Source organism: Paenibacillus sp., assembly GCF_035645195.1.
Taxonomy (GTDB): Bacteria; Bacillota; Bacilli; order Paenibacillales; family YIM-B00363; genus Paenibacillus_AE.
In genome coordinates this window covers 289,674-310,780 of the sequence record NZ_DASQNA010000018.1, presented here as the reverse complement: position 1 = coordinate 310,780, position 21,107 = coordinate 289,674, and the positions used below count along the sequence as shown (strand labels likewise).

Annotated in this window: 16 protein-coding genes; 3 read left to right on the top strand and 13 right to left on the bottom strand. The window is 60.2% G+C overall.

The annotated features are described in order from the left end of the window. Positions 1-146: 146 nt before the first annotated feature. From VE009_RS10585 to pyk, 3 genes are all read right to left on the bottom strand, one after another. Positions 147-1,793: a response regulator transcription factor gene (locus tag VE009_RS10585; protein ID WP_325007356.1), complete on the bottom strand. Its 1,647-nt coding sequence runs from the start codon at positions 1,791-1,793 to the stop codon at positions 147-149. Next, complete coding sequence (locus VE009_RS10580; protein ID WP_325007355.1) at positions 1,786-3,549, bottom strand: sensor histidine kinase; 1,764 nt, start codon at positions 3,547-3,549, stop codon at positions 1,786-1,788. Before VE009_RS10580 ends, VE009_RS10585 begins: the two co-directional genes overlap by 8 nt. A 193-nt stretch (positions 3,550-3,742) precedes the next feature. Continuing rightward, positions 3,743-5,158 carry a pyruvate kinase gene (pyk, locus tag VE009_RS10575; protein ID WP_325007354.1) on the bottom strand — a complete coding sequence of 472 codons (1,416 nt, stop codon included), beginning with the start codon at positions 5,156-5,158 and terminating at the stop codon, positions 3,743-3,745. 126 nt (positions 5,159-5,284) lie between these two features. On the opposite strand from pyk, the gene VE009_RS10570 reads away from it, so the two are divergent. Continuing rightward, positions 5,285-6,064, top strand: a complete 780-nt coding sequence (locus tag VE009_RS10570) for an AraC family transcriptional regulator (RefSeq protein ID WP_325007435.1) — start codon at positions 5,285-5,287, stop codon at positions 6,062-6,064. Between the two features lie 19 nt (positions 6,065-6,083). Here the strand turns inward: VE009_RS10570 and cls are convergent, their stop codons facing one another. From cls to VE009_RS10525, 9 genes are all read right to left on the bottom strand, one after another. Beyond that, positions 6,084-7,529 carry a cardiolipin synthase gene (cls, locus tag VE009_RS10565; protein ID WP_325007353.1) on the bottom strand — a complete coding sequence of 482 codons (1,446 nt, stop codon included), beginning with the start codon at positions 7,527-7,529 and terminating at the stop codon, positions 6,084-6,086. A gap of 137 nt (positions 7,530-7,666) precedes the next feature. Beyond that, positions 7,667-9,247, bottom strand: a complete 1,581-nt coding sequence (locus VE009_RS10560; RefSeq protein WP_414694815.1) for a catalase — start codon at positions 9,245-9,247, stop codon at positions 7,667-7,669. Between the two features lie 107 nt (positions 9,248-9,354). Next, a complete protein-coding gene (locus VE009_RS10555; RefSeq protein WP_325007352.1) occupies positions 9,355-10,014 on the bottom strand; it encodes a metalloregulator ArsR/SmtB family transcription factor in 660 nt (219 codons plus the stop codon). Positions 10,015-10,120: 106 nt separating this feature from the next. Continuing rightward, on the bottom strand, positions 10,121-11,299 hold the full coding sequence (locus VE009_RS10550; RefSeq protein ID WP_325007351.1) for a GNAT family N-acetyltransferase: 1,179 nt from the start codon (positions 11,297-11,299) through the stop codon (positions 10,121-10,123). 24 nt (positions 11,300-11,323) lie between these two features. Further along, positions 11,324-12,751, bottom strand: coding sequence for a glycogen synthase GlgA (gene glgA / locus VE009_RS10545; RefSeq protein ID WP_325007350.1), 1,428 nt, complete (start codon positions 12,749-12,751; stop codon positions 11,324-11,326). Between the two features lie 2 nt (positions 12,752-12,753). Next, positions 12,754-13,863, bottom strand: coding sequence for a glucose-1-phosphate adenylyltransferase subunit GlgD (gene glgD / locus VE009_RS10540; protein ID WP_325007349.1), 1,110 nt, complete (start codon positions 13,861-13,863; stop codon positions 12,754-12,756). After that, a complete protein-coding gene (locus VE009_RS10535; protein WP_325007348.1) occupies positions 13,860-15,014 on the bottom strand; it encodes a glucose-1-phosphate adenylyltransferase in 1,155 nt (384 codons plus the stop codon). The genes glgD and VE009_RS10535 overlap by 4 nt, the downstream gene beginning before the upstream one ends. Next, positions 15,011-16,936, bottom strand: coding sequence for a 1,4-alpha-glucan branching protein GlgB (glgB, locus tag VE009_RS10530; RefSeq protein ID WP_325007347.1), 1,926 nt, complete (start codon positions 16,934-16,936; stop codon positions 15,011-15,013). Before glgB ends, VE009_RS10535 begins: the two co-directional genes overlap by 4 nt. A 69-nt stretch (positions 16,937-17,005) precedes the next feature. Next, positions 17,006-17,653 carry a phosphatase PAP2 family protein gene (locus tag VE009_RS10525; RefSeq protein ID WP_325007346.1) on the bottom strand — a complete coding sequence of 216 codons (648 nt, stop codon included), beginning with the start codon at positions 17,651-17,653 and terminating at the stop codon, positions 17,006-17,008. Between the two features lie 122 nt (positions 17,654-17,775). On the opposite strand from VE009_RS10525, the gene VE009_RS10520 reads away from it, so the two are divergent. Beyond that, entirely contained in the window at positions 17,776-18,642 is an 867-nt protein-coding gene (locus tag VE009_RS10520; protein WP_325007345.1) for a class I SAM-dependent methyltransferase, read from the top strand. A 1-nt stretch (position 18,643) separates the two neighbouring features. Then, positions 18,644-19,918 (top strand): CapA family protein, encoded by a 1,275-nt coding sequence (locus VE009_RS10515; RefSeq protein ID WP_325007344.1) that lies wholly within the window; start codon positions 18,644-18,646, stop codon positions 19,916-19,918. On the opposite strand, the gene VE009_RS10510 is transcribed toward VE009_RS10515, so the two are convergent. Next, complete coding sequence (locus VE009_RS10510; RefSeq protein ID WP_325007343.1) at positions 19,919-20,344, bottom strand: MarR family winged helix-turn-helix transcriptional regulator; 426 nt, start codon at positions 20,342-20,344, stop codon at positions 19,919-19,921. It lies immediately after the preceding gene. Between the last annotated feature and the right edge of the window lie 763 nt (positions 20,345-21,107).

The following is a 21,107-nucleotide window of genomic DNA, read 5'->3' as shown; positions in this document are numbered from 1 at the left end:
GAGCCCCCCGTGTTCGTTGAGTAGTAAGCGCTTACTCTGCTTGTTTCCAAGTATAGACCCGGGCAACACCCGCAACAATAATCCGATTTATACTTCGCTTGACTTCTCTTTACTAGTTATCGATTGATATCTTTTGTTGTTGTTTATTACCGAAGCGAATCTCGATACTGCTGCGGCGACATATTTACGTACTTTTTGAAGAAGCGCGTGAAATACGCCGGCGATTCGAAGCCGACTTCTTTCGTAATGTCCTGGATCAGAAGATCGGTTTTGCCGAGCAGCTCCTTCGCCCGCTCCAGCTTCGCTTCCAGAATCGTGTCGGTCAAGTTGCGGCCCGTCAGCTGCTTGTACACCCGGGACAAATAAACCGGATTCAGCGCCACGAGCTCGCCGAGCCGGACGAGCGACAAATCTTCGCTCAGATGGCCGCGAATGTGCTGCTCCAGCCGCAGCACGAGCTGCTCCTCCTGCCGCAGCTTGCTCTCTTCGCGCGCTGCGAATAACCATTCCGCGGCGGCCGCGAGCTGCGCCGTCGCTTCCGGCCAAGAGGCATGCCGTTCAAAGCTCGTCACGCGTACCAAATCGAGCTCGTTCGCCGCCCGCCCCAACAGCCGATGCCGCTCCAGACAATCGAGCAGCCGATCCGCCACGCCATAAAACGCGGCCAGCCGGTAACCGCCCGACCGGCCCGCGCGTTCCATGAACGGGTAATACTGATCGAAGAATTCGTCGCGCTGCCCGCCGCTCAGCCGGTCCGCGAGCTCCCCGAGCTTCGTCCGCCAGCCTGTCGGCATCCCGGCGCCGTCCTCCGTCTGACCGGACGTTCCGGCCTCTTCGGACAGCAGAAGCTCCTCCCGGCTGCCAAGCCCGCGATTGAATAACAGCTTCAACGCTTCGTATTTCTCGGCCGCCTCGTCCCACGGTACCGCCTCCCTCGCGACGACGACGGAGAGCGTATGGCGCAGCAGCTTTCGGCATGTCGCCTGCACCGTCTCCATGCTGCCTTGGATGAACTTGGCGAGCCGTTCCCATATTTCCTCTTCCCGGTCCGTCGCGAACGCCGTCTTTCGGTCGGGCTGGACGAACCAGACGAGCTTGTTGCGGTCGTACGTGCAAGCGTGAATTTTCGCCCCTCTGCCGACGATTTCTTCGGAGATGTTGGCCGCCGCATATAAGATTAACGCTTTATCCCCGCGGCCGAGACCGTCGTCCCACCGGTCGATTTCTCCAAGGAGCAGCAACACCGGTTCGTTCGGCGACAGGCCGATGCCGAGCTCCGCGAACGGCTCCGCCAAGTCGCGCGCCCCGTCGGTTTCCCCGTACGCCAGCACATCGAGCCAAAATTCCCGCTGGAGCACCGGACGGAGCTCCCGGCGCTGGCGTTCGGCTTCGCGGACGAGCTCCTCCATCCGTTGATCGCTGTCGACGCAATCGATCGCTTTGCGCACTGCATCGACGATCGCGGCATCGCCTTCAGTCTTTAAAATATAATCGACCGCTTGCCGCTGCAGCGCCGTTTTTGCGTATTCGAAATCGTCGTAGCCCGTAAGGAAGATGACCCGGCAGTCCGGCCACCGTTCGGCGATGCGCCGCTGCAGCTCCAGCCCGTCCATGCCGGGCATATGGATGTCGGACAGGACGACGTCGATCTTCGTCCGCTCCAGCCATTCGAGCGCTTCGAACGCGGTGTACGCGGAGTACACGTCCAGCTCCGGTTCGTCGATTTCCCGCAGCAACGTCGTCACGCCGTCGACCAAATAGTCTTCGTCGTCGACCACCAAAATTTTAAACATGCGTGTTCTCTCCTTCTCCTCGAATCGGAACGGTCAGCTCGACGCAAAATCCGCCCAGCTCGCTTCGCGACAGCCGGAGCCCGTACGGGTCTCCGAACTCAAGACGCAGCCGCAGATGCACGTTGAACATGCCCGTCGTTTCAAAATCGGCGTCGCGATGCGCCAGCATGCCTCGCAGCTCATCCAGCTTGGCCTCGGACAGCGCGTCGCCGTTGTCCTCTACGCGGATCGTCAGCTCGCCGTCCGTTCGACGGATCGAGACGCGGATCAAACCGTCCGTCACTTTGTCCTTGAGCCCATGATGATACGCGTTCTCGAGCAGCGGCTGCAAAATCAGGCGAGGCACATGGATGTTCGGCAGCGACGCGTCCCATTCGTCGATCCGCGAGTCGATGCGCCGACCGAGGCGCATGCGCTGGATATCGTTGTAATTGATCATGTGCCGGTACTCCCGCTCGAGCGGAACCGCGTCTTCGCTATTGCGGGTGACGTAGCGGAAATATTCGCCCAAATATTCGGCGGCCCGGGCGACCGCGTCCGTATCTCCGTTTTGCGCCATTCGGTAAACGAGGAAATAGCTGTTATACAAGAAATGGGGATTGATTTGCGATTGCAGCTGCTTCAGCTCCGAGCGCTGCTGCCGGATGCGCCCTTCGTACACTTGCTGGATCAGCGTGCGCAGCTGCCCGATCATGACGTTGAACTGGCTGTACAAATAGCCGAACTCGTCCTCGGCGCCGTGCCGGATCGACAAGTTCATATCCCCCTTCTCGACCTTCCGGAACGCGGCCACCATACGTTTCACCGGTTCGTGAATGATTTTGTATACGCGATGGGAAACAAAGGCGATCAGCAGCACGGAACCGACCGAGAGCACCCAGAACCAGTTGCGGTACTTTTCGAGCTGGCCCAAAAACTGCCGTTCCGGCGTGTAGACGAGCAGGACGGCTTCCAGCACGTCCGATTTTTCGAACGAAACTAAGTAATTTTGGCCGTCGACCTCGAGGAGGCGCTGTCCGGCCTCATCGTCCGACTCCCGCAAATTGCGAACGAACTCGATCATCGCCTGCGTCGTCCGCTCGCCGTCGACGGTCGAGAGCGCCCATCGCTCCCCGCCGTCCATCAATACGGCCCCGCCCTTCTCCCGCTCCGACAGCCGGTCGAGGAAGCTCGTCAGCTTCGGCTTCGACAGCTTCGCCTCGATCATGAACGACGATGCGCTCGAATAGAGCGGATGCGGATACACCGTCGCCAGCAGCAGTTCGCCGTCGAGCTCCATAATCGGTCCGCCCGCATGACGGTACGCATCGATGAGGCGGGCGGCCTCCTCCTCCGGCAGCGGGTCGTCCATGATGTTCGTTCGGACCGTGCGCCCCAGCGAAGGAATGAACGTGCTGGCGTCCGCCACATATTGACCCGCCTCGGTCATAAGCCGCATTTTTTCCTGCACGCGTTCCTGCGCGAGGTAAATTTCGTAATTGCTCATGATAGAGGAGGCGTTCGCCAGCTTTTGAATGTCGTCGTCGTTGACGTACTGCAGCTGCAGCCGCATCGTCAGCGCGATGTCCGCCTCCAGCATTTGCAAATAAAAATCGATGCGGTCCGACATCGAGAGCGACATTTCCTCGCGCAGGCCGTCCGCCCCTTGCTCGTTAATATAAATGCTGACCGCGTACATCGGCACGACGGCCAGCAGCAGCGTAAGCAGCAGTTTGGGAAAAATCGTCATTTTACGGAACCATGCCGGCAAGCTCATGTCGCGTCCTCCTGTCGACGACTCCCTTCCCGAAGCCGGGAGCCGTCCCTCGTTCGTCTTACCCTGATTATGAAGCGGTTGCAACCGCTGTCAAGTGCGAGAGGATGGAAACAGCGGGAGGCGGACACGACAACGCCCCCGTTTCCGCGGAAACAGGGGCTGCCGTACGATGTACCGTCCTCTATTTACCTGATCATACCCCGACTTGGTGAACCCGGATGAGATTCGTCGTCCCCGTTCTTCCGACCGGGACGCCGGCGGTAATGACGACGACGTCGCCAGATTTCCACCCGAAGCTGCCGCTGTTTTCGAGCGCGGAAGCGACCATGTCGTCCGTCGTCTCCGCGCTCGCGCCTCGAACCGGCGTGACTCCCCACAACAGCTGCAGCGCCATCAGCGTTCCTTCGTTCGGCGTCACCGCGAAAATCGGCGCCGCCGGGCGGTATTTCGATACCATCCTAGCCGTAAACCCGCTGACGGTAGGCGTGACGATCGCTTTCGCGCCAAGCTCGAACGACGCGTTCACGGCGGCGCGGCTGACAACTTCGGTGACGCCCTTGCTCCGATGCGGCCGAAGCAGGAACTTCTCGCCGTAATCGATCGTCGCCTCCGTCTTCTCCGCGATCGCCGCCATCATTCGCACCGATTCGAGGGGGTATTTGCCGGCGGCCGTTTCGCCCGACAGCATGACGGCGTCCGCTCCCTGCAGCACGGCGTTGGCCACGTCGCTCACCTCGGCTCGCGTCGGACGCGGATGGACCTGCATCGAATCGAGCATTTGCGTTGCGACGATGACGGGCTTTCCGGCGGCGCCGCATCGTTCGATCATCCGCCTTTGGAGAAGGGGAACGTCCTCCGTAGGGATTTCGACGCCGAGATCGCCGCGCGCCACCATAATGCCGTCGGACGCCTCGATAATCGCGTCCAGCTCGTCGACGCCCTCTTCGTTTTCGATTTTCGAAATAATTTGAATATGCGAAGCGCCTTTGGCTTCCAGCAGTCCCCGGATGGTAACGATGTCTTCCGCCTTGCGGACGAACGATACCGCGAGCATATCGATGCCCTCCGCGATGCCGAAATCGATGTGGGCGACGTCCCGCTCCGTGACGCCCGGCAGCGTCGTCTTCACGCCCGGCAGATTGACCCCTTTGCGCGGTTTAAGCAAGGCGGGATTCTCGACCGTGCAGACGACCTCGGTGCCTTCGACGCGGTCCACCGTCAGCTCCAGCAGCCCGTCGTCGATCAAGATTCGTCCCCCGGGCCCGATCACCTGCGGCAGTTCCGCGTAGGTGACGGAAACGCGTTCCGCCGTACCTTCGATTCGTTCCGTCGTCAGCGTCAGCCGATCGCCGGCCTTCAATTCGTAGGACGGCGCCTGCAGCGTGCCTAGCCGGATTTCCGGACCTTTGATATCCATCAAAATCGGCACGATCGCACCCGCTTCTTCGGCGGCCGCGCGAACGTTCCGAATGCGCCTCCGATGCTCTTCGAAATCGCCGTGCGCCATATTCAGCCTCGCGACGTTCATGCCCGATCGAATCAAATCCTTCAGCACCGACGGCGAATCGCAAGCCGGTCCCATCGTCGCTACGATTTTCGTTTTTCGCACTGCGTTGATGCCCCCTTGGGTCATTTTTCCCCATTGTAAAGCAGAAGGTTCCCCTCAGCTACGAACTATAGTACGATACATGAAATATAGTATGGCCGAAAATCGGGAGGGGTCAGCTTGCTGCTGGTGAGGGATGTCCGTTTGGATCGGGGCGACCGATGGTACGAGCCGGAGATCTCCTCGAAGGAAGCGACGCTCGTGGCGGTCACGTACGGCAAATGCGTCTATTGGCTCGGAACCGGGCACGAGAAAGTCGTCGTCGACAAAGGCGAACTGCTGCTCATCCCCGCCGGAATCCCGTTTTACGGGAAAGGGGTGCCGACGAAGTTTCACGAGAAATACGTCGTCCGTTTCGCCCCCTCCGTCGCTTCGGAGCTTCCCGTTCCGCCGGTGCTCCAAGCCGAAGGTTGGATGAAAGCGAGAGCCGGCGCATACGAGCTGTTTCTCGAACGCCTCAAGAGGATGCACGGGGAGCTGCAGGACCGGTCGCCTTACGCCGACGCGATGGCGGGGGCTTTGCTGCTCGAACTGCTCGTCTTGTGGAACCGAGAGCTCGACCGCAAGCCCGCGGCGCCCGCGGCGCCGGACGTCGTCCGCAGCGTCGAGCGGATGAAGCAGTACATTCGGGAGCATTATCGGGAGAAAGTCACGAAGGCGGAATTGGGCGAGCACATCGGGAAAAGCCCGAATTACGCGGCGGCGTTGTTTCGCCGGGTAACCGGGCAGACGATCAGCGCTTACCTCCACGACGTTCGAATCCGCACCGCGATCTATTTGCTGAACGATTCGCAACTTACGGTAAGCGACGTCGCCGAATTCGTCGGATATGCGGATGTGTCTTATTTCCAGCGGTTGTTTAAGCGGATTACCGGACACCCGCCCTCGCATGCGATCGGCAAGCGTTAGGCAGGATGTCGCGATTCGATTACAAAATCGGCGACATCAATCGGATGCACGATTCGCGGATGTGCTCGAGCTTCGGCCGCGAACGATACGCCTCGTGCGTCAACTCCCTGCAGTGCAGCATATCCTCTTCGAAGATGTCCCGCAGCCGGTTCGCCGTTCCCGTATCGTAGAGGACGGCGTTCACCTCGAAGTTGAGCCGGAAGCTGCGGATGTCGAAATTGGCCGTGCCGACGGAGGCGATTTCGCCGTCGACGACGATCGTCTTCGCATGGAGAAACCCTTTGTCGTACAGGAAGCAGCGCATGCCGAGCGCAAGCAGATCGCCGAGGTACGAATACGACGCCCAATACACCATATGCTTGTCCGGCTTGCCGGGAATCATGACGCGCACGTCGACGCCGGAAAGAATCGCCATCTTCAGCGCCGTCAGGACGCTCTCGTCAGGAATGAAATACGGCGTTTGAATATAGATACTCTCTTTGGCCGCGTGAATCATTTTCAAATAGACGTTGCGGGTATGCTCGATCGGGAAATTCGGACCGCTCGAAACGATCTGCACGCCGACGACGCCAAGCGATGCGCTCGGCGGGAAATAATGCTCGTCCAACGCGACCGGCTCCGACGTCGCGAGATTCCAGTCGAGCGCGAACTGGACCTGCATCTGCAGCACCGCGCTGCCTTCGATACGCAAATGCGTGTCTCTCCAATAGCCGAGCCGCGGATGGCGGCCGACGTATTCGTCGCCGACGTTGAAGCCCCCGATATAGCCGTATTTGCCGTCGACGATCACCATCTTGCGATGATTGCGGTAGTTGACCCGGATGTTGAAATACGGAATTTTCGACGGAAAAAAAGACGCCGCTCGGCCTCCCGCCTTCGTCAGCCGTTGGAAAAAGCGGGGCGGCAGCCGGTGCGATCCGATCTGGTCGTACAGAAACCGCACCTCGACGCCTTCCGCTGCCTTCTCGATCAGCGCGTCGAGCAGCCGGTTCCCTAGCTCGTCGTCCTTCACGATGTAGTACAGCAGGTGAATGCTGTGCTTCGCCTCTTGGATGTCGCGCAGCAGCGACCCGAACTTGGCGTCGCCGTCCGTGAAAATGCGCACCTCGTTATCCTGCGTATAGACGGCGGAGCTGCTCATAAGGTTCATATACATCATATCGCGGTACCGATCCATCACGGGATCGCGGAACGGCACCTTGCGGCGTTTGAAATCCGAGCGCTGCATCTCGATGACCGCCGCGAGCCGCTCCTCCGTTTCGCGCCCCAGCTTGTATAGCTTGCGCCGGCTCAAGTTTTGGCCGAACATGACGTACGCGACGAAGCCGACGACCGGCAAAAACAGCAGCACCATGAGCCATGCCCAAGTGGACGCGACGTTCCTCCGTTCAAGGAAAATGACGAAGCCCGCGAGGCCGATATTCAGCAGCGTAAGAATCCACGATAAATGCTCCAGGAAAAACATGCGACTCCCTCGTTCCGCGGTAGGTTGCGAAAAGTCTCACATGCAATAATGTAACATGACGCCGCGAAAATGACAGCTTTTTCCCGCGGAAAATCAAAATCTCCGGGAACCGCTGCGGTCCCCGGAGGTCAGGTACATTAATAGCCGTCCGTCGGATGGCCCGACCGTCTCGCTTGATCGACGGCTTGCGCTCCGCCGCGAGAGCGGCTCCCGGCTTGCTCGAGCCCTTCCCGCACGCGGCGGCCGTAATCCGGATCGGCGTTCGTAAAATATTCGATCATGCGGTCTTGGATATCCGCTCGGCACACGGACAGCGCGTTCACGAGGTTGGCGACGAGCTCGCCGCGCTCGACGTCGTCCATGCGGCGGTACGTTTCGCCCGCCTGTTTGAAATCGTTCGTCCGCTCAATCTTCTTGCGCACGAGATTCGCGTCGTAATGCGGCTCGTGATCCGCTCCCGCCTTCGGCGCCTCGCGGAGGCCGCCGAGCGACGACGGCTCGTAGTTGACGTGCGGATTTTGCGACGGGCCGAGATCGACCTTGAACTGCATTTGGCCTTCCCGCTGATTCGTCGCCACGTGCGTCTTCGGCGCGTTAATGGGCAGCTGTAAATAATTCGTGCCGACGCGGTACCGCTGCGTGTCCGAATACGAGAACGTGCGGCCCTGCAGCAGCTTGTCGTCGGAGAAATCGAGGCCGTCGACGAGCACGCCGGTGCCGAACGCCGCTTGCTCGACCTCCGCGAAATAATTGTCGGGGTTTTTGTTCAGCACCATTTTGCCGACCGCAAGGAACGGGAATTGCTCCTCCGGCCACAGCTTCGTCGGGTCGAGCGGATCGAAATCGAGCTCGGGATGCTCGCCGTCTTCCATGATTTGCACGCGCATCTCCCACTCCGGATAATCGCCTTCCTCGATGGCGCGGTACAAATCCTCCGTCGCATGACTGAAGCTTTTCAGCAAAATTTCGTCCGCCTCGCGTTGAAGCAAATTTTTAATGCCTTGCTTGAGCGGCTCCCAATGATATTTTACGAGGAGCGCTCGGCCTTCTTTGTTCACCCATTTGTACGTGTTGACGCCGGACCCTTGCATTTGCCGATAATTGGCCGGAATGCCCCATGGCGAGAACAGGAACGTCACCATGTGCGTCGCTTCGGGCGACAGCGAGAGAAAATCGAACATCCGCTGCGGGTCGTTCACGTTCGTCACCGGATCGGGACGGAACGCGTGGACCATATCGGGAAATTTCATCGGGTCGCGTATGAAGAAAATTTTCAAATTGTTGCCGACCAAGTCCCAGTTGCCGTCCTCCGTGTAAAATTTGACGGCGAAGCCCCGCGGATCGCGCAGCGTCTCCGGCGAATGGCCCCCGTGCACGACGGTCGAAAACCGGACGAACACGGGCGTCCGCTTGCCTTTCTCTTGAAACAGCTTCGCGCGCGTATATTTGGCGATCGGCTCGCCGCCGACCGTGCCGTACGCCTCGAAATAGCCGTGGGCGCCCGCCCCCCGAGCGTGAACGACGCGCTCCGGAATGCGCTCGCGGTCGAAATGCGAAATTTTCTCGAGGAAGTGATAATTTTCCAATGTCGTCGGCCCCCGGCTGCCGACCGTCCGGACGTTCTGGTTGTCGGAAATCGGGTGGCCCTGCCGGTTCGTCAGCGTACCGCCGCTTTCCTGCGTTTGGTTTTCCATGCTGCGACTCCCTCCATTTTCCATCGATACCGTTCACAGTTTGTCTTCCTATCGATGGAAATATGCAGCAAGCCGCACGTACGACAAAAAGACCTCCCGATTCGGGAAGTCCTTAAGCGGAACGCCTTTCTTTATGCCTTCGGCTTCACTTCGTACACGCAGCGCTGGCCGCCCTTCGCCTTGCACTCCAGCTGCTCGACTTCCGCCCCCAGCACCTTGCGGAACAACGACAGTTCGCTGCTGCACGCCTGGTTGTAATTATGCGCGATCGCGTGAATCGGGCAGTTATGCTCGGTGATGAAAAAGCGCGCGGCGCCGTCGGCCTCCGCCTTCCTCCATTCCGCCATATATCCGCGTTCCTCTTGGATCGCGGCGAGCTCGTCGACGCGAGCCGCCAGCGCGTCCGCGCCCTTCGGCATCTCTATGCGGTTCAGTCGATCCTTATATTTTTGTTCGAGCCGCGCTTCCCGCCGTTCGAACAGCGCATCGATCATCTCCGGCCCCTGCAGCGCCATCACGTCGTTGAGGAATTCCAGCGTAATGTCCGAATAGTGCTTCGGGAACAAATCCTCCGCGTATTCGGTCAAGGAATAAACGTACGTCGGACGCCCCATCGCTTGGCGCACCGTCTCGGAGCGGATGACGCGGTCGCGTTCCAAATTGTTCAAGTGTCGGCGCACGGCGATATCGGAAATGCCCAGCTGCTTCGCGATCTCGTTCGCGTTCAACGGACCGCGCTTGCGAAGCATCGTCATGATTTGTTTTCGAGTCGTCGGGTTCTGTTCTTCCATCGTCGTTCGTCCACCGCCTTTCCCCCTATCATATCACGATTTTCGCCGATTTGAAGAAAAAAAGAAGACAGCCCTGTCCGTGGGCTGTCTCCCTTAAAGTCTCGATTCAGAAGAAATCGGCGAGGTGCGTCGGGCGCGCGGGCAGCACGCGCTCAAGCTGCGCCGCGGCGCCTTCCGGCCCCTCCAGCATGCCGGCGGCATGCAGGAAGGCCGGGCGCCGGTACCCGAGCAGCATCGCGGTCAACGTCCCGATGCTGCACGAGAGCGCGCCGCCGTCCGCGTCGGCGCCAGCCGCCGCGGGCGCGAGCGTGCCGCGCCCGGCATCGTCGACGGCGAGCGCGAACGCGCCGTCGTTCCAAGCCGCGTGCGGGTCCCGCACGCGCAGCGTCACCGCCGCGCCCGCCCCCGCGGCGAACGGGTACGCGGCGACGAACGCCGCCGCGTCCACCACCCGTGCCATGAAATACGGCACGAGCTCCTGCTTCACCCGCGGATCGGGAAGCAGGTAGTGCAGCGCGTCGTCCGCCGGCGCGTGCCACTTCACCTGATCCGCCATCGAATCATGATTGCGCAGATAGCCCCACAGCGCGCGCCGCGCCGCGTCGTCGAGCGCGACGAGCTCGTGCACCGTCAGCTTTCGATCGAGCGCTTCGTACAACACGTACCCGCGCTTTTCGCCCGCCTCGTTTTCGTACACCGCCGCAGTAAGCTTTTTATTGAAAAAAATCCGGTTGTTCCACCATTCCTCCGTACGAACGAGCGTACCCGAATACCGCCGAGCGAACGCTTCGTACATCGGATGCAGCGCCGCCCAGTCGATCGGCGCGCGACGCATGCGAGCCGTCTCAGGCGGCGCCGCAGGCAAGAGCGCCATCGGAATGTCGTATGCTTTGTATTCGGCGTACAGCTCCCACCCGTATTTCCGGTAGAACGGGAACGAGAACGGATGCAAGAACGACACCGTCTGCCCGTTCGCGCGCATCGTTGCGAGCGAATGCGCCAGCAGCCGCGAAACAAGCCCTTGCCGGCGATAATCCGGCCACGTCGCGACGCCGGCAATGCCGCCCATCGCGTATTTGACCCCGTGGATCCACGTGTCCAAATCCAACAGCGTATACTTCGCTGCCAGCTCTCCGTCGACGAAGGCGCCCCACTGTTGATGAGGCTTCATCATGCCGATGCGCGCCGTCCGCTCCGGCTCCGGAATGCGGACTTGGAACGCGAATTCGCCGAGCGTCATCGCCGCGTCGAACTCTTCCGGCTGTAAATTGCGAATGATAACCATGGGCTAGAACCTCTCTCTGCCTCGTCAGCGAACCAACGATTCGTATAACTGCAAGTACTCGCGGGCGGAAGCGCCCCAGCTGAAGTCCTGCTGCGCCATATTGTCCGCGATGCGGCTCCAATGCGCTTCGTCCCGATACATCGACAACGCGAACCGGACCGTGTCCAGCATTTCGTGCGCGTTGTAATGCGTGAACGAGAAGCCGTGTCCCTCGCCCGTATACTGGTTGTAAGGCCGCACCGTGTCGACGAGCCCGCCCGTCTCCCGGACGATCGGCGCCGTGCCGTAACGGATGGCGATCATCTGACCGATGCCGCACGGCTCGAATTGCGACGGCATCAAGAACAAATCCGATCCGGCGTAAATGCGCCGTGCAAGCCCTTCGTCGAACTTCAAATTGGTCGACATCCGCGCCGGATGGTGGTACGCGGCGTCGCGGAGAAGCTTCTCGTAGCGCGCTTCGCCCGCCCCCAGCACGACGAGCTGCAAATCTTCACGAAGCAGCTCCTCAAGCACGTGGGCGATCAGATCGAGCCCCTTCTGCTCGACGAGCCTCGTGACGAGCGAGACGACCGGCGTGTCTTCGGATACCGGCAGCCCCAGCTCTTCCTGCAGCGCCAGCTTGTTGCGCAGCTTCGCCGCCGCCGGCGGCGCATACGGCTCGACGAGATGCGGATCCCGGGACGGGTCGAACGCATCGTAATCGAGGCCGTTCAAAATGCCGCGCAGCGCTTCCCGCCGATACCGAAGCGTGCCGTCGAGCCCTTCGCCGTAATACGGCGTCTGAATTTCGTTCGCGTACGTCGGGCTGACCGTCGTCAGCGCGTCGCTGTAGTTGAGCGCGCCTTTCAGATAATTGACGGAACCGTAATATTCCAGCGCGTTCGCGTGGAAATGCTCGTCGCCCAAGTTAAGCAAGTCCTGCATGACGCCGTAGCCGAACACGCCTTGATATTTCAAATTATGAATCGTAAACACCGTTCGCAGCGATCGGTGAAATTCGCTTAAGCCGTAATGCGCCCGCAAAAACACAGGCACGAGCGCCGCATGCCAATCGTGGGCGTGCAGCACGTCCGGCCGCCAACCGAGCCGAGGCAGCGCCTCGAGCGCCGCTTGACAGAAGAACGCGAAGCGCTCCGCGTCGTCCCCGTAGCCGTACAAACCCGGACGATTGAAATAAAACTCGTTGTCGATAAAATAATACGTCACGCCGTCGTGCTCGAGCGTTTCGACGCCGGCGTATTGGCGGCGCCAGCCGACCTGCACCGTAAACGAGACAAGCGGCTGCATCTTCTCCCGCCATGCGGCGGGAATGTCCCCGTACTTCGGCAGCAGGACGCGCACATCCGCCCCGGCGGCGTTCAGCGCCTTCGGCAGCGAGCCGGCGACGTCCGCGAGGCCGCCGGTTTTGACGAACGGGACCGCCTCGGCGGCGATCATCAACACGTTCACGTTCAGATCACCTTCTTCTTCGCCGCGATGAACGGCGCCGTCAGCGCCCCGCTTAACACCCGGCCCTGATCGATCGTCACGTCTTTGTCGAGAATCGCGTTTTCGATCACGACGTTTTCGCCGATTTCGCAGTTTTGAAGCAGGATGCAGTTACGCACCTGCGCGCCGCGGTGCACCTTGACGCCGCGCGACAAAATGCTGTTCTCGACCCGGCCTTCGACGACGCAGCCGTTCGCGACGAGCGCGTTATGAACGAAGGCGCTCTCCGTATACTTCGTCGGCGGCTCGTCTTTGACCTTCGTGTAGATCGGGGCCTGCTGGAAAAACAGCTCGCGCAGCGTCTCCGGCCGCAGCAGCTGCATGCTGTGCCGATAATAGCTTTGAATCGTATTAACGGTGCCCGTATACCCTTCGTGTTTGTAGCCGTACATTTTCAAACGCGATATATTTTTCATGATGCCGTCCCGCACGAGATGATCGTCGCCCTGCGCGAGGCACGTCTCGACGATGTCGAGCAGGAGGCTCTTGCTCATCAAATACATCTCCATCGATACGTTCCGGCTGTCGAGCCGTCCGGTGCGGTCCTGCATCGCCGTCACGCGGCCGTCCGGTCCGAACGCGAGCTTGCGGTAAATCGCGTCGTCCAATTCATCCGACTCGTAGTAAACGCAGGTGATGTCCGCGCCCGTCTCGAGATGCTGCTCCAGCACGCCCCGATAGTCGATGTTGCAGACGACGTGACTGCGCGACACCAGCACGTAATCTTGCCGCCCGCGGGCGAAATAATCCCGGTGGGTGAAAAATTGGAACAGATCGCCCCTCGGAATGCCGCTCGGTATGTCCAGCACCGACGGCAGGACGAACAGGCCGCCGCGCTTGCGGTCGAGATCCCATTCTTTGCCGGAGCCGAGATGGTCCATGAGCGAGCGGTATTTATGATGCGTGAACACGGCGACTTCCTCGATGCCGGAGTTGACCATGTTCGACAGCGGAAAATCGACGAGGCGATAGCGGCCGCCGAACGGCACGGATGCGAGACAGCGGTGCAGCGTAAGCTCTTCCAGCCCGTCTGGTTCGTTGATCAAATTGATGACGCCCATAATCCGTTTCATGCGTTTACCTCCTTGCGCACCGTTTCGTTGTTGCCGATGAGCGTAATTTCCGACGGGGGCGAGTTCGGGTCGCCGACGACGGCGCCGGGCTCGATGATCGTCCCTTCGCCGATGATCGCGCGGTACACGCGAGCCCCTTCGCCGACGACGGCGTTCGGCATGACGACCGAATCGCGGACGACGGCCCCTTTCTCCACGGTGACGCCGTAAAACAGAACGGACCGATCGACTTCGCCATACACGGAGCAGCCCTCGTTCAGCAGCGAGCGCGACACCTTCGCGCTCGGCGCGATGTACTGCGGCGGCTGGTACGGACTTAACGAATAGATACGCCAATTGCGGTCGAACAAATTGAGCTGCGTCTCTTCCTCGAGCAAGTCCATGTTCGATTCCCACAAACTCTGGATCGTGCCGACGTCCTTCCAATACCCTTCGAACGGATACGCGTGGACGCGGACGCCTTCGTCCAGCATACGCGGAATAATGTCCTTGCCGAAATCGTTCGACGAATCCGGATTCGCTTCGTCCTTGATGAGATACGATTTCAAGACGCTCCAATTAAAAATGTAAATGCCCATGGACGCGAGATTGCTTTGCGGCTCCTTCGGCTTCTCGGCGAACTCCGTCACCCGGTGCTCGTCGTCTACGCTCATAATGCCGAAGCGGCTCGCCTCTTCCCACTTGACTTCGATGACGGCGATCGTCGCTTCCGACTGCTGCGCCTTATGGAACGAAAGCATCGAGTCGTAGTTCATTTTGTAAATGTGATCCCCGGAGATGACGAGCACGTACTCCGGATCGTATTGTTCAATGAAGCCGATGTTGCGGTAAATGGCGTTCGCCGTGCCGCTGTACCAATTGCCGCCTTTCTGCTCCATGAACGGAGGCAGCACCGTGACGCCGCCGTTCTTCCGGTCGAGGTCCCACGACGAACCGATGCCGATATACGAATTCAACACGAGCGGCTGATATTGCGTCAGCACGCCGACGGTGTCGATGCCTGAATTCGTACAGTTCGACAGCGTAAAATCGATGATTCGGTACTTTCCTCCAAAATGAACCGCAGGCTTCGCGAGATGCTTCGTCAGGGCGCCGAGACGGCGGCCCTCTCCTCCCGCAAGCAGCATGGCTACGCATTCTTTGCGTCTCATGGGCGTTGCTCCTTTCGAGTTGTCGAATCGGATCGAGATCGTTTCAGCACGACGGCGCCGAGCGGCGGCAGCGTAAGGCTGACGCTGTGCTCCCGACCGTGCCACGGCTTGGGCTCGGCCTTGCATCGGCCGCCGGCCGCTACGCCGGAGCCGCCGAACGCTTCGTCGTCAGTGTTGAACAGCTCCCGGTACGTTCCGGGCCCCGGCACGCCGATCCGGTAGTCGTGCCGGACGACTGGGGTAAAGTTGCATACGCAGATGAGCTCTTCCTCCGGGTCTTTCCCCCGCCGGAGGAACGATACGACGCTTTGATCGCTGTCGTGCGGCGAAATCCATTCGAACCCTTCCATGCTGCGATCGCGCTCCCAGAGCGCAGGATGCTTTTTGTAGAAGGCGTTCAACGCGCGCACGAAGCCGTGCGTCGCCGCGTGCATCGGATAGTCGAGCAAATGCCAATCGACCTGCTCGAGATCTTTCCATTCGGAGAACATGCCCAGCTCGCAGCCCATGAATAGCAGCTTTTTGCCTGGATGGGCGATCATGTAGGCGAGCAGCAGGCGCAGGTTCGCGAACTTTTGCCAATAGTCGCCGGGCATTTTGTTTAAGAGCGATTTCTTGCCGTGCACGACCTCGTCGTGCGAGAAAGGAAGTACGTAATTTTCTGAAAATGCATAGAAGAAGGAGAACGTGATGCGATCGTGGTGGTATTTGCGATGGATCGGGTCTTCCTCCATGTATTTCAACATGTCGTTCATCCAACCCATATTCCATTTGTAATTAAAGCCGAGGCCGCCGTCGTGGACGGGCGCGGTGACTAGGGGCCATGCTGTAGAGTCTTCGGCCATCATAAGCGCATTCGGATAATGCCGGAAAACGACCGTGTTCAATTCTTTAATGAAATCGATCGCTTCCAAATTTTCTTGACCGCCGTAGCGATTGTAGACGCGCCGGTCCTCCGGTTTGCCGAAATTGAGGAACAGCATGCTGGCGACGGCGTCGACGCGGAGGCCGTCGATATGAAAGTAATCCATCCAAAACAAAGCATTCGAGATTAGGAAGCTTCGCACTTCCGGTTTGCCGAAATCGAAGGCGAGCGTGCCCCATTCCAGCTTTTCGGCGAGCCGTTCGTCCTCCGGCTCGAAAGTCGGGGTGCCGTCGAACCGTCGCAAGCCGTGGTCGTCTTTGCCGAAATGACCGGGCACCCAGTCGAGAATGACGCCGAGACCCCGCTGATGGCACCGGTCGACGAACGCCATGAACTGCTTCGGCGTCCCGAACCGGCTTGTCGCCGCGAAAAATCCCGTCGCTTGATACCCCCAGGAACGGTCGTACGGATGCTCGGCGACCGGCAGCAGCTCGATGTGGGTGTAGCCCATGTCAGCCGCGTAATCGACGAGCTCGACGGCGAGCTCCTCGTAGGTGAGGGGACTTCCGTCCGGCTTCGTTTTCCAGGTGCCGAGATGCACCTCGTAAATGTTCATCGGGCGTTCGTAGTGGTCTTCTCGTTCCTTCCGGCTCCGATACGGTCCGTCCTTCCACCGATAGCCGTTCAGGTCGTACACGATCGACGCCGATTTCGGCCGCACCTCCGCGAAGAAGGCGTATGGGTCGGCTTTCATCTTCCATTCCCCGTCTGCGGATTCCACGGCATACTTGTAGACGGCGCCTTCCCCGACCCCGGGGACGAAACCGCTCCATACGCCGGAGGACACTTTCGCGAGCGGATGGGCAGCGCGATCCCAGCCGTTGAAGTCGCCGACGACGCTGACGCTTCGAGCGCGCGGCGCCCACACGGAAAATCGGACGCCCGCCAAGCCAGAATCGTCGGTCGCAATATGCGCGCCCATGGAGAGGTAGCTGCGGTAGAGCGTGCCCTCGTGGAACAAATACAGATCATGACCGCTTGGGGCTGAGACGCTCATCGGAATTCCTCCCGTTCGTATTCGGTTTTGTTATGTAGTTTGCTTTTGCAGGCACGGGCCGCGCATCGCTTACGTCTCGCGCCGCGCGGCCGACAAGCCGACGGCCACCGCGAAACCGAGCAGATAGCCGCCGACGATGTCGGTCGGATAATGCACGCCGGCGTAAACCCGCGAAACCCCGAGAAGCAGAATCGCCAGCGCGGCGACGAGGCGTACCGCGGTTTTCCCGCCGGGCGATCGCGCCCGCGAAGCGAACGCGGCGGCCGCGAAGCCGAACAGCGCCATCGCGATCGTCGCATTGCCGCTCGGATAGCTGAACCCGTCCGCCGCAAACAACGCGTCCGCCTCCGGCCGCGGGCGGTCGAACCAATTCTTGACGGCCGTGTTCAGCACCCAAGCGACGACGGTCGCAGCGATCAGCAGCAGCGCGTCTCGGCTCCGCCGCAGCGCGAACAGCGCGCCGGCGAAGACAAGCGTCAGCGCCGCAAAACCGACCGTTGAGCCGATCGCGTCGAACGCCGTTGCGACCGCGTCGAGCGCCCCGGACCGCCAGCCGCGGACGGCGGCGCCGAGCGCTTCGTCGAACGCGGCCGCCGCGGGGCTTCGCAGCGCGAAGCCGAGCGCCAGCGACAGCAGCGCGGACAAGCCGGCAGCGGCTAGGGCGGCGGGTAACGTCGGTTTTCGGCGCAGACGGACGCGGGTAACGGGTGTATTCATCGATTTTCCCCTTCAATGTTTTGATTGGATAGAAACAACTGTGTACAATAAACGGATAAGCTTCTTTCATTCAAGATAAGAGAATTTCCAAAAACTTTCAACAGGTAAGGAGAAATTCAAAAATGTTTGTTGCAAAAGACTGGCGAGACTACGAATTGATCGACGCCGGCGGCGGAGAGCGGCTGGAGCGATGGGGACACGTCGTGCTGCGGCGCCCCGATCCGCAAATCATATGGCCGCTCACTGAAGAGAACGACCTGTGGCGCTCCGTCGCAGGCCGGTACCACCGCAGCTCGACGGGCGGCGGTCATTGGGAATACACGACGAAGCTGCCCGAACGGTGGACGATCGGATACCGGGATTTGAAGTTTTATATCCGTCCGACCAATTTTAAGCATACCGGACTGTTCCCGGAGCAAGCGGCCAACTGGTCTTGGATGATGGACAAAATCCGCTCCGCCGGACGGCCGATCAGAGTGCTCAACTTGTTTGCGTACACGGGCGGCGCGACGGTCGCGGCAGCGGCCGCCGGGGCCGAAGTGTGCCACGTCGACGCGGCCAAGGGCATGGTGCTCTGGGCGAAAGAAAACCTCGAGCTTTCGGGTCTGGCGGAACGTCCGGTCCGCTTCATCACCGACGACGTGTTCAAATTCGTCATGCGCGAGCAGCGCCGCGGCAACAAATACGACGGCATCATCATGGATCCGCCGTCGTACGGCCGAGGCACCGGCGGCGAGGTGTGGAAACTGGAGGAGAGCCTGTATCCGTTCGTCGAGCTGTGTACGACGATTTTGTCGGACAACCCTCTCTTCTTCCTCATCAACTCGTATACGACGGGCCTTTCGCCGACGGTGCTGAACAACATCGTCAACATCACGATCGCGAGCAAGCATGGCGGCCGCATCACGAGCGGCGAGATCGGCCTGCCGATCACCTCGCGCGACATGGTGCTCCCGGCCGGCATCCTGTGCCGCTGGGAAGAGGCGTAGCATGGCGCCGGTCCTTCGCCTCGGGGCGGCGCTGCTCGCCGCCTCCCTCTTGTTCGCCGGCTGCGAAGGCGCGGCCGAGCCCAAGGAGCAGGCCGGGCGCGACGGCATCCCTCTGTCGGAGACCGGGGGCGCCCGCAGCGAAGCTGCGCCCAAACAGCCCGCGCCGCCCGCGCCGCCTGAGCCGCCGCCGCCCGTCGAAGCGACGCTCGTCGCCGTCGGCGACGTGATGATGCACACGCCGCAGCTGCCGGGGGCGTACGACGAGCAAACCGGCGCGTACGATTTCTCCGGGTTCTTCGCGCCGCTCAGCGACGTGTTCGCCGGCGCGGACTGGGCGGTGGCGAACCTCGAGACGCCGATCGCCGGGGACGAGCGCGGCTTCCGCGGTTACCCGATGTTCAACGCACCCGTCGCCCTGGCGAATGCCCTCGCCGGCGCCGGCTTCGACGTCGTGTCGACCGCCAACAACCACTCGCTCGACCAAGGCTTCGCCGGGCTCGTTCACACGCTCACGACGCTGCGCGAGCACGGCGTGGCGCCCGTCGGAACCGCCGAGTCGGAGGAGGCGTCGCAAACGTTGACGACGATTACCCGCGACGGGATCCGAAATACGTTCCTCTCCTACACATATGGGACGAACGGCATTCCGATTCCGAAGGACAAGCCTTTCGCCGTCAATTTGATCGACGACGCCAAAATCGAATCCGACATTGCAAGAGCTAAAGCGGCCGGCGCGGATATCGTCACGGTATCGCTCCACTTCGGGAACGAGTACCAACGCGAACCGAACGACGAGCAGAAGCGGATCGCGCGCCTAGCGATCCAAGCGGGCGCCGACCTTGTGCTCGGACATCACCCCCACGTCGTTCAACCGTACGAACGGTACCGGGTCGTCGGCCCGGACGGCGCGGAGCGCGATGGCGTCATTATGTATTCGTTGGGCAATTTTATTTCGAACCAGTTCGGCGGGTATAAAGAATACGGCGCCCTCCTCAAGGTCACGTTCCGGAAAACGTACCGAGCGGACGGCACCGCGGTAACGACCGTCACGGAACTGGATGCGATTCCGACCTGGGTCCATAAGTATGTCAGCGGCGGCAAATCGCGTTACCGAGTGCTGTCGCTCGACGACGTCGCGTCGAAAACCGACGATCCGCTGCTTACGCCGCGAACGCTCGCGCAGCTTGTGGACATGCATGCGGAAATGAACCGCCATCTGGACAAACTGGCGGTCGGCGTCGGCGAAGGCGTTCCCGCCGGCGGTCAACCGCAGTGATTACGAAATGCGCTGTTGTTCGATGTTCGTAATTTTGCCGAGCAGATAGACGAGCAGCTGCTGGTTGTGGGACGAGATGCGGCTCAAATATTCGGTCAAGAAGCTTTCTCGAATGTCGACGCCTCGCTTGCATTCTTCTCTGCCCTTCTCGGTGACGTGGATCCACACAATGCGGCGGTCGCGGTCGTCGCGCACGCGCTCGATCAATTCGTTCTTCTCCATCCGGTCGAGCAGCGTCGTCACCGCGGCCGGCGTCGTCGCGAGGTAATGGATCAGGTCGGACGGCTTCATCCTGTCCGCCGCCAGCACGTACTCGAGAACGGTCAACTGGCTTTCCGTAAGCGTAGGCGCGAGCTGCGTCTCCATATGGATCCGTAAATCCTTGCTGAGCTTAAACCAAAGCTTCGCGAACTCGTTCGTGTACATGACTCGTCCCCCTAACGTTCATTTTATACAAAGTATAGCACTGTCCGATGGGGTAGGAAAGCTTTAGAGGTTTAATATTTTAAGACATTAATCGAGCAAAAACGCTGATCCGCGACCGCATCCGACACCGTTCAACACCGCTCGCGCGCGGTCGCCGTCACACTTCCGAACGGTGGCGAAACTTTTTTTTCGAATCGTCGTCCCACTATGCATAAAAAGACGCCGCCCGGCATAATCGCTGGCGGCGTTTCGTTTATCCCTACGGCACGTATTGAACTTCTGCGTCCTCTCGCGAGCGAAACCGCAGCTGCTGACAAAGGATTAACGCACTCTCGTTACCCCGCGGCAAATACGGTTTCACGATTACTTGAAGACACGCCGTTCTCATTGGACAACTTTGGACAGCAGGAACGCGCCCCTTAAGATCCGGACGACACGCAACATCCCCCGCCATTTGAAGCAATCCACTTCTCCCCGAAACTCTACCGCCGATCAAACTCAAACACTCCAGGGAGGCAGATGGTTTCACGATTACTTGAAGTCACTCCGTTCTCATTGGACAACTTTGGACAGCAGGAACGCGCTCTCTAAGATCCGGACGACACGCAACATCCCCCGCCGACAGAAGAAATCAGTCTCTCCCCGGACTGATGAGAGCAATCCACTTTCTCCCCCAAACTCTACCGCCAATCAAACTCAAACACTCCACGGAGGCTGATGGTTTCACAATTACTTGAGGACATGCCGTTCTCATTGGACATTT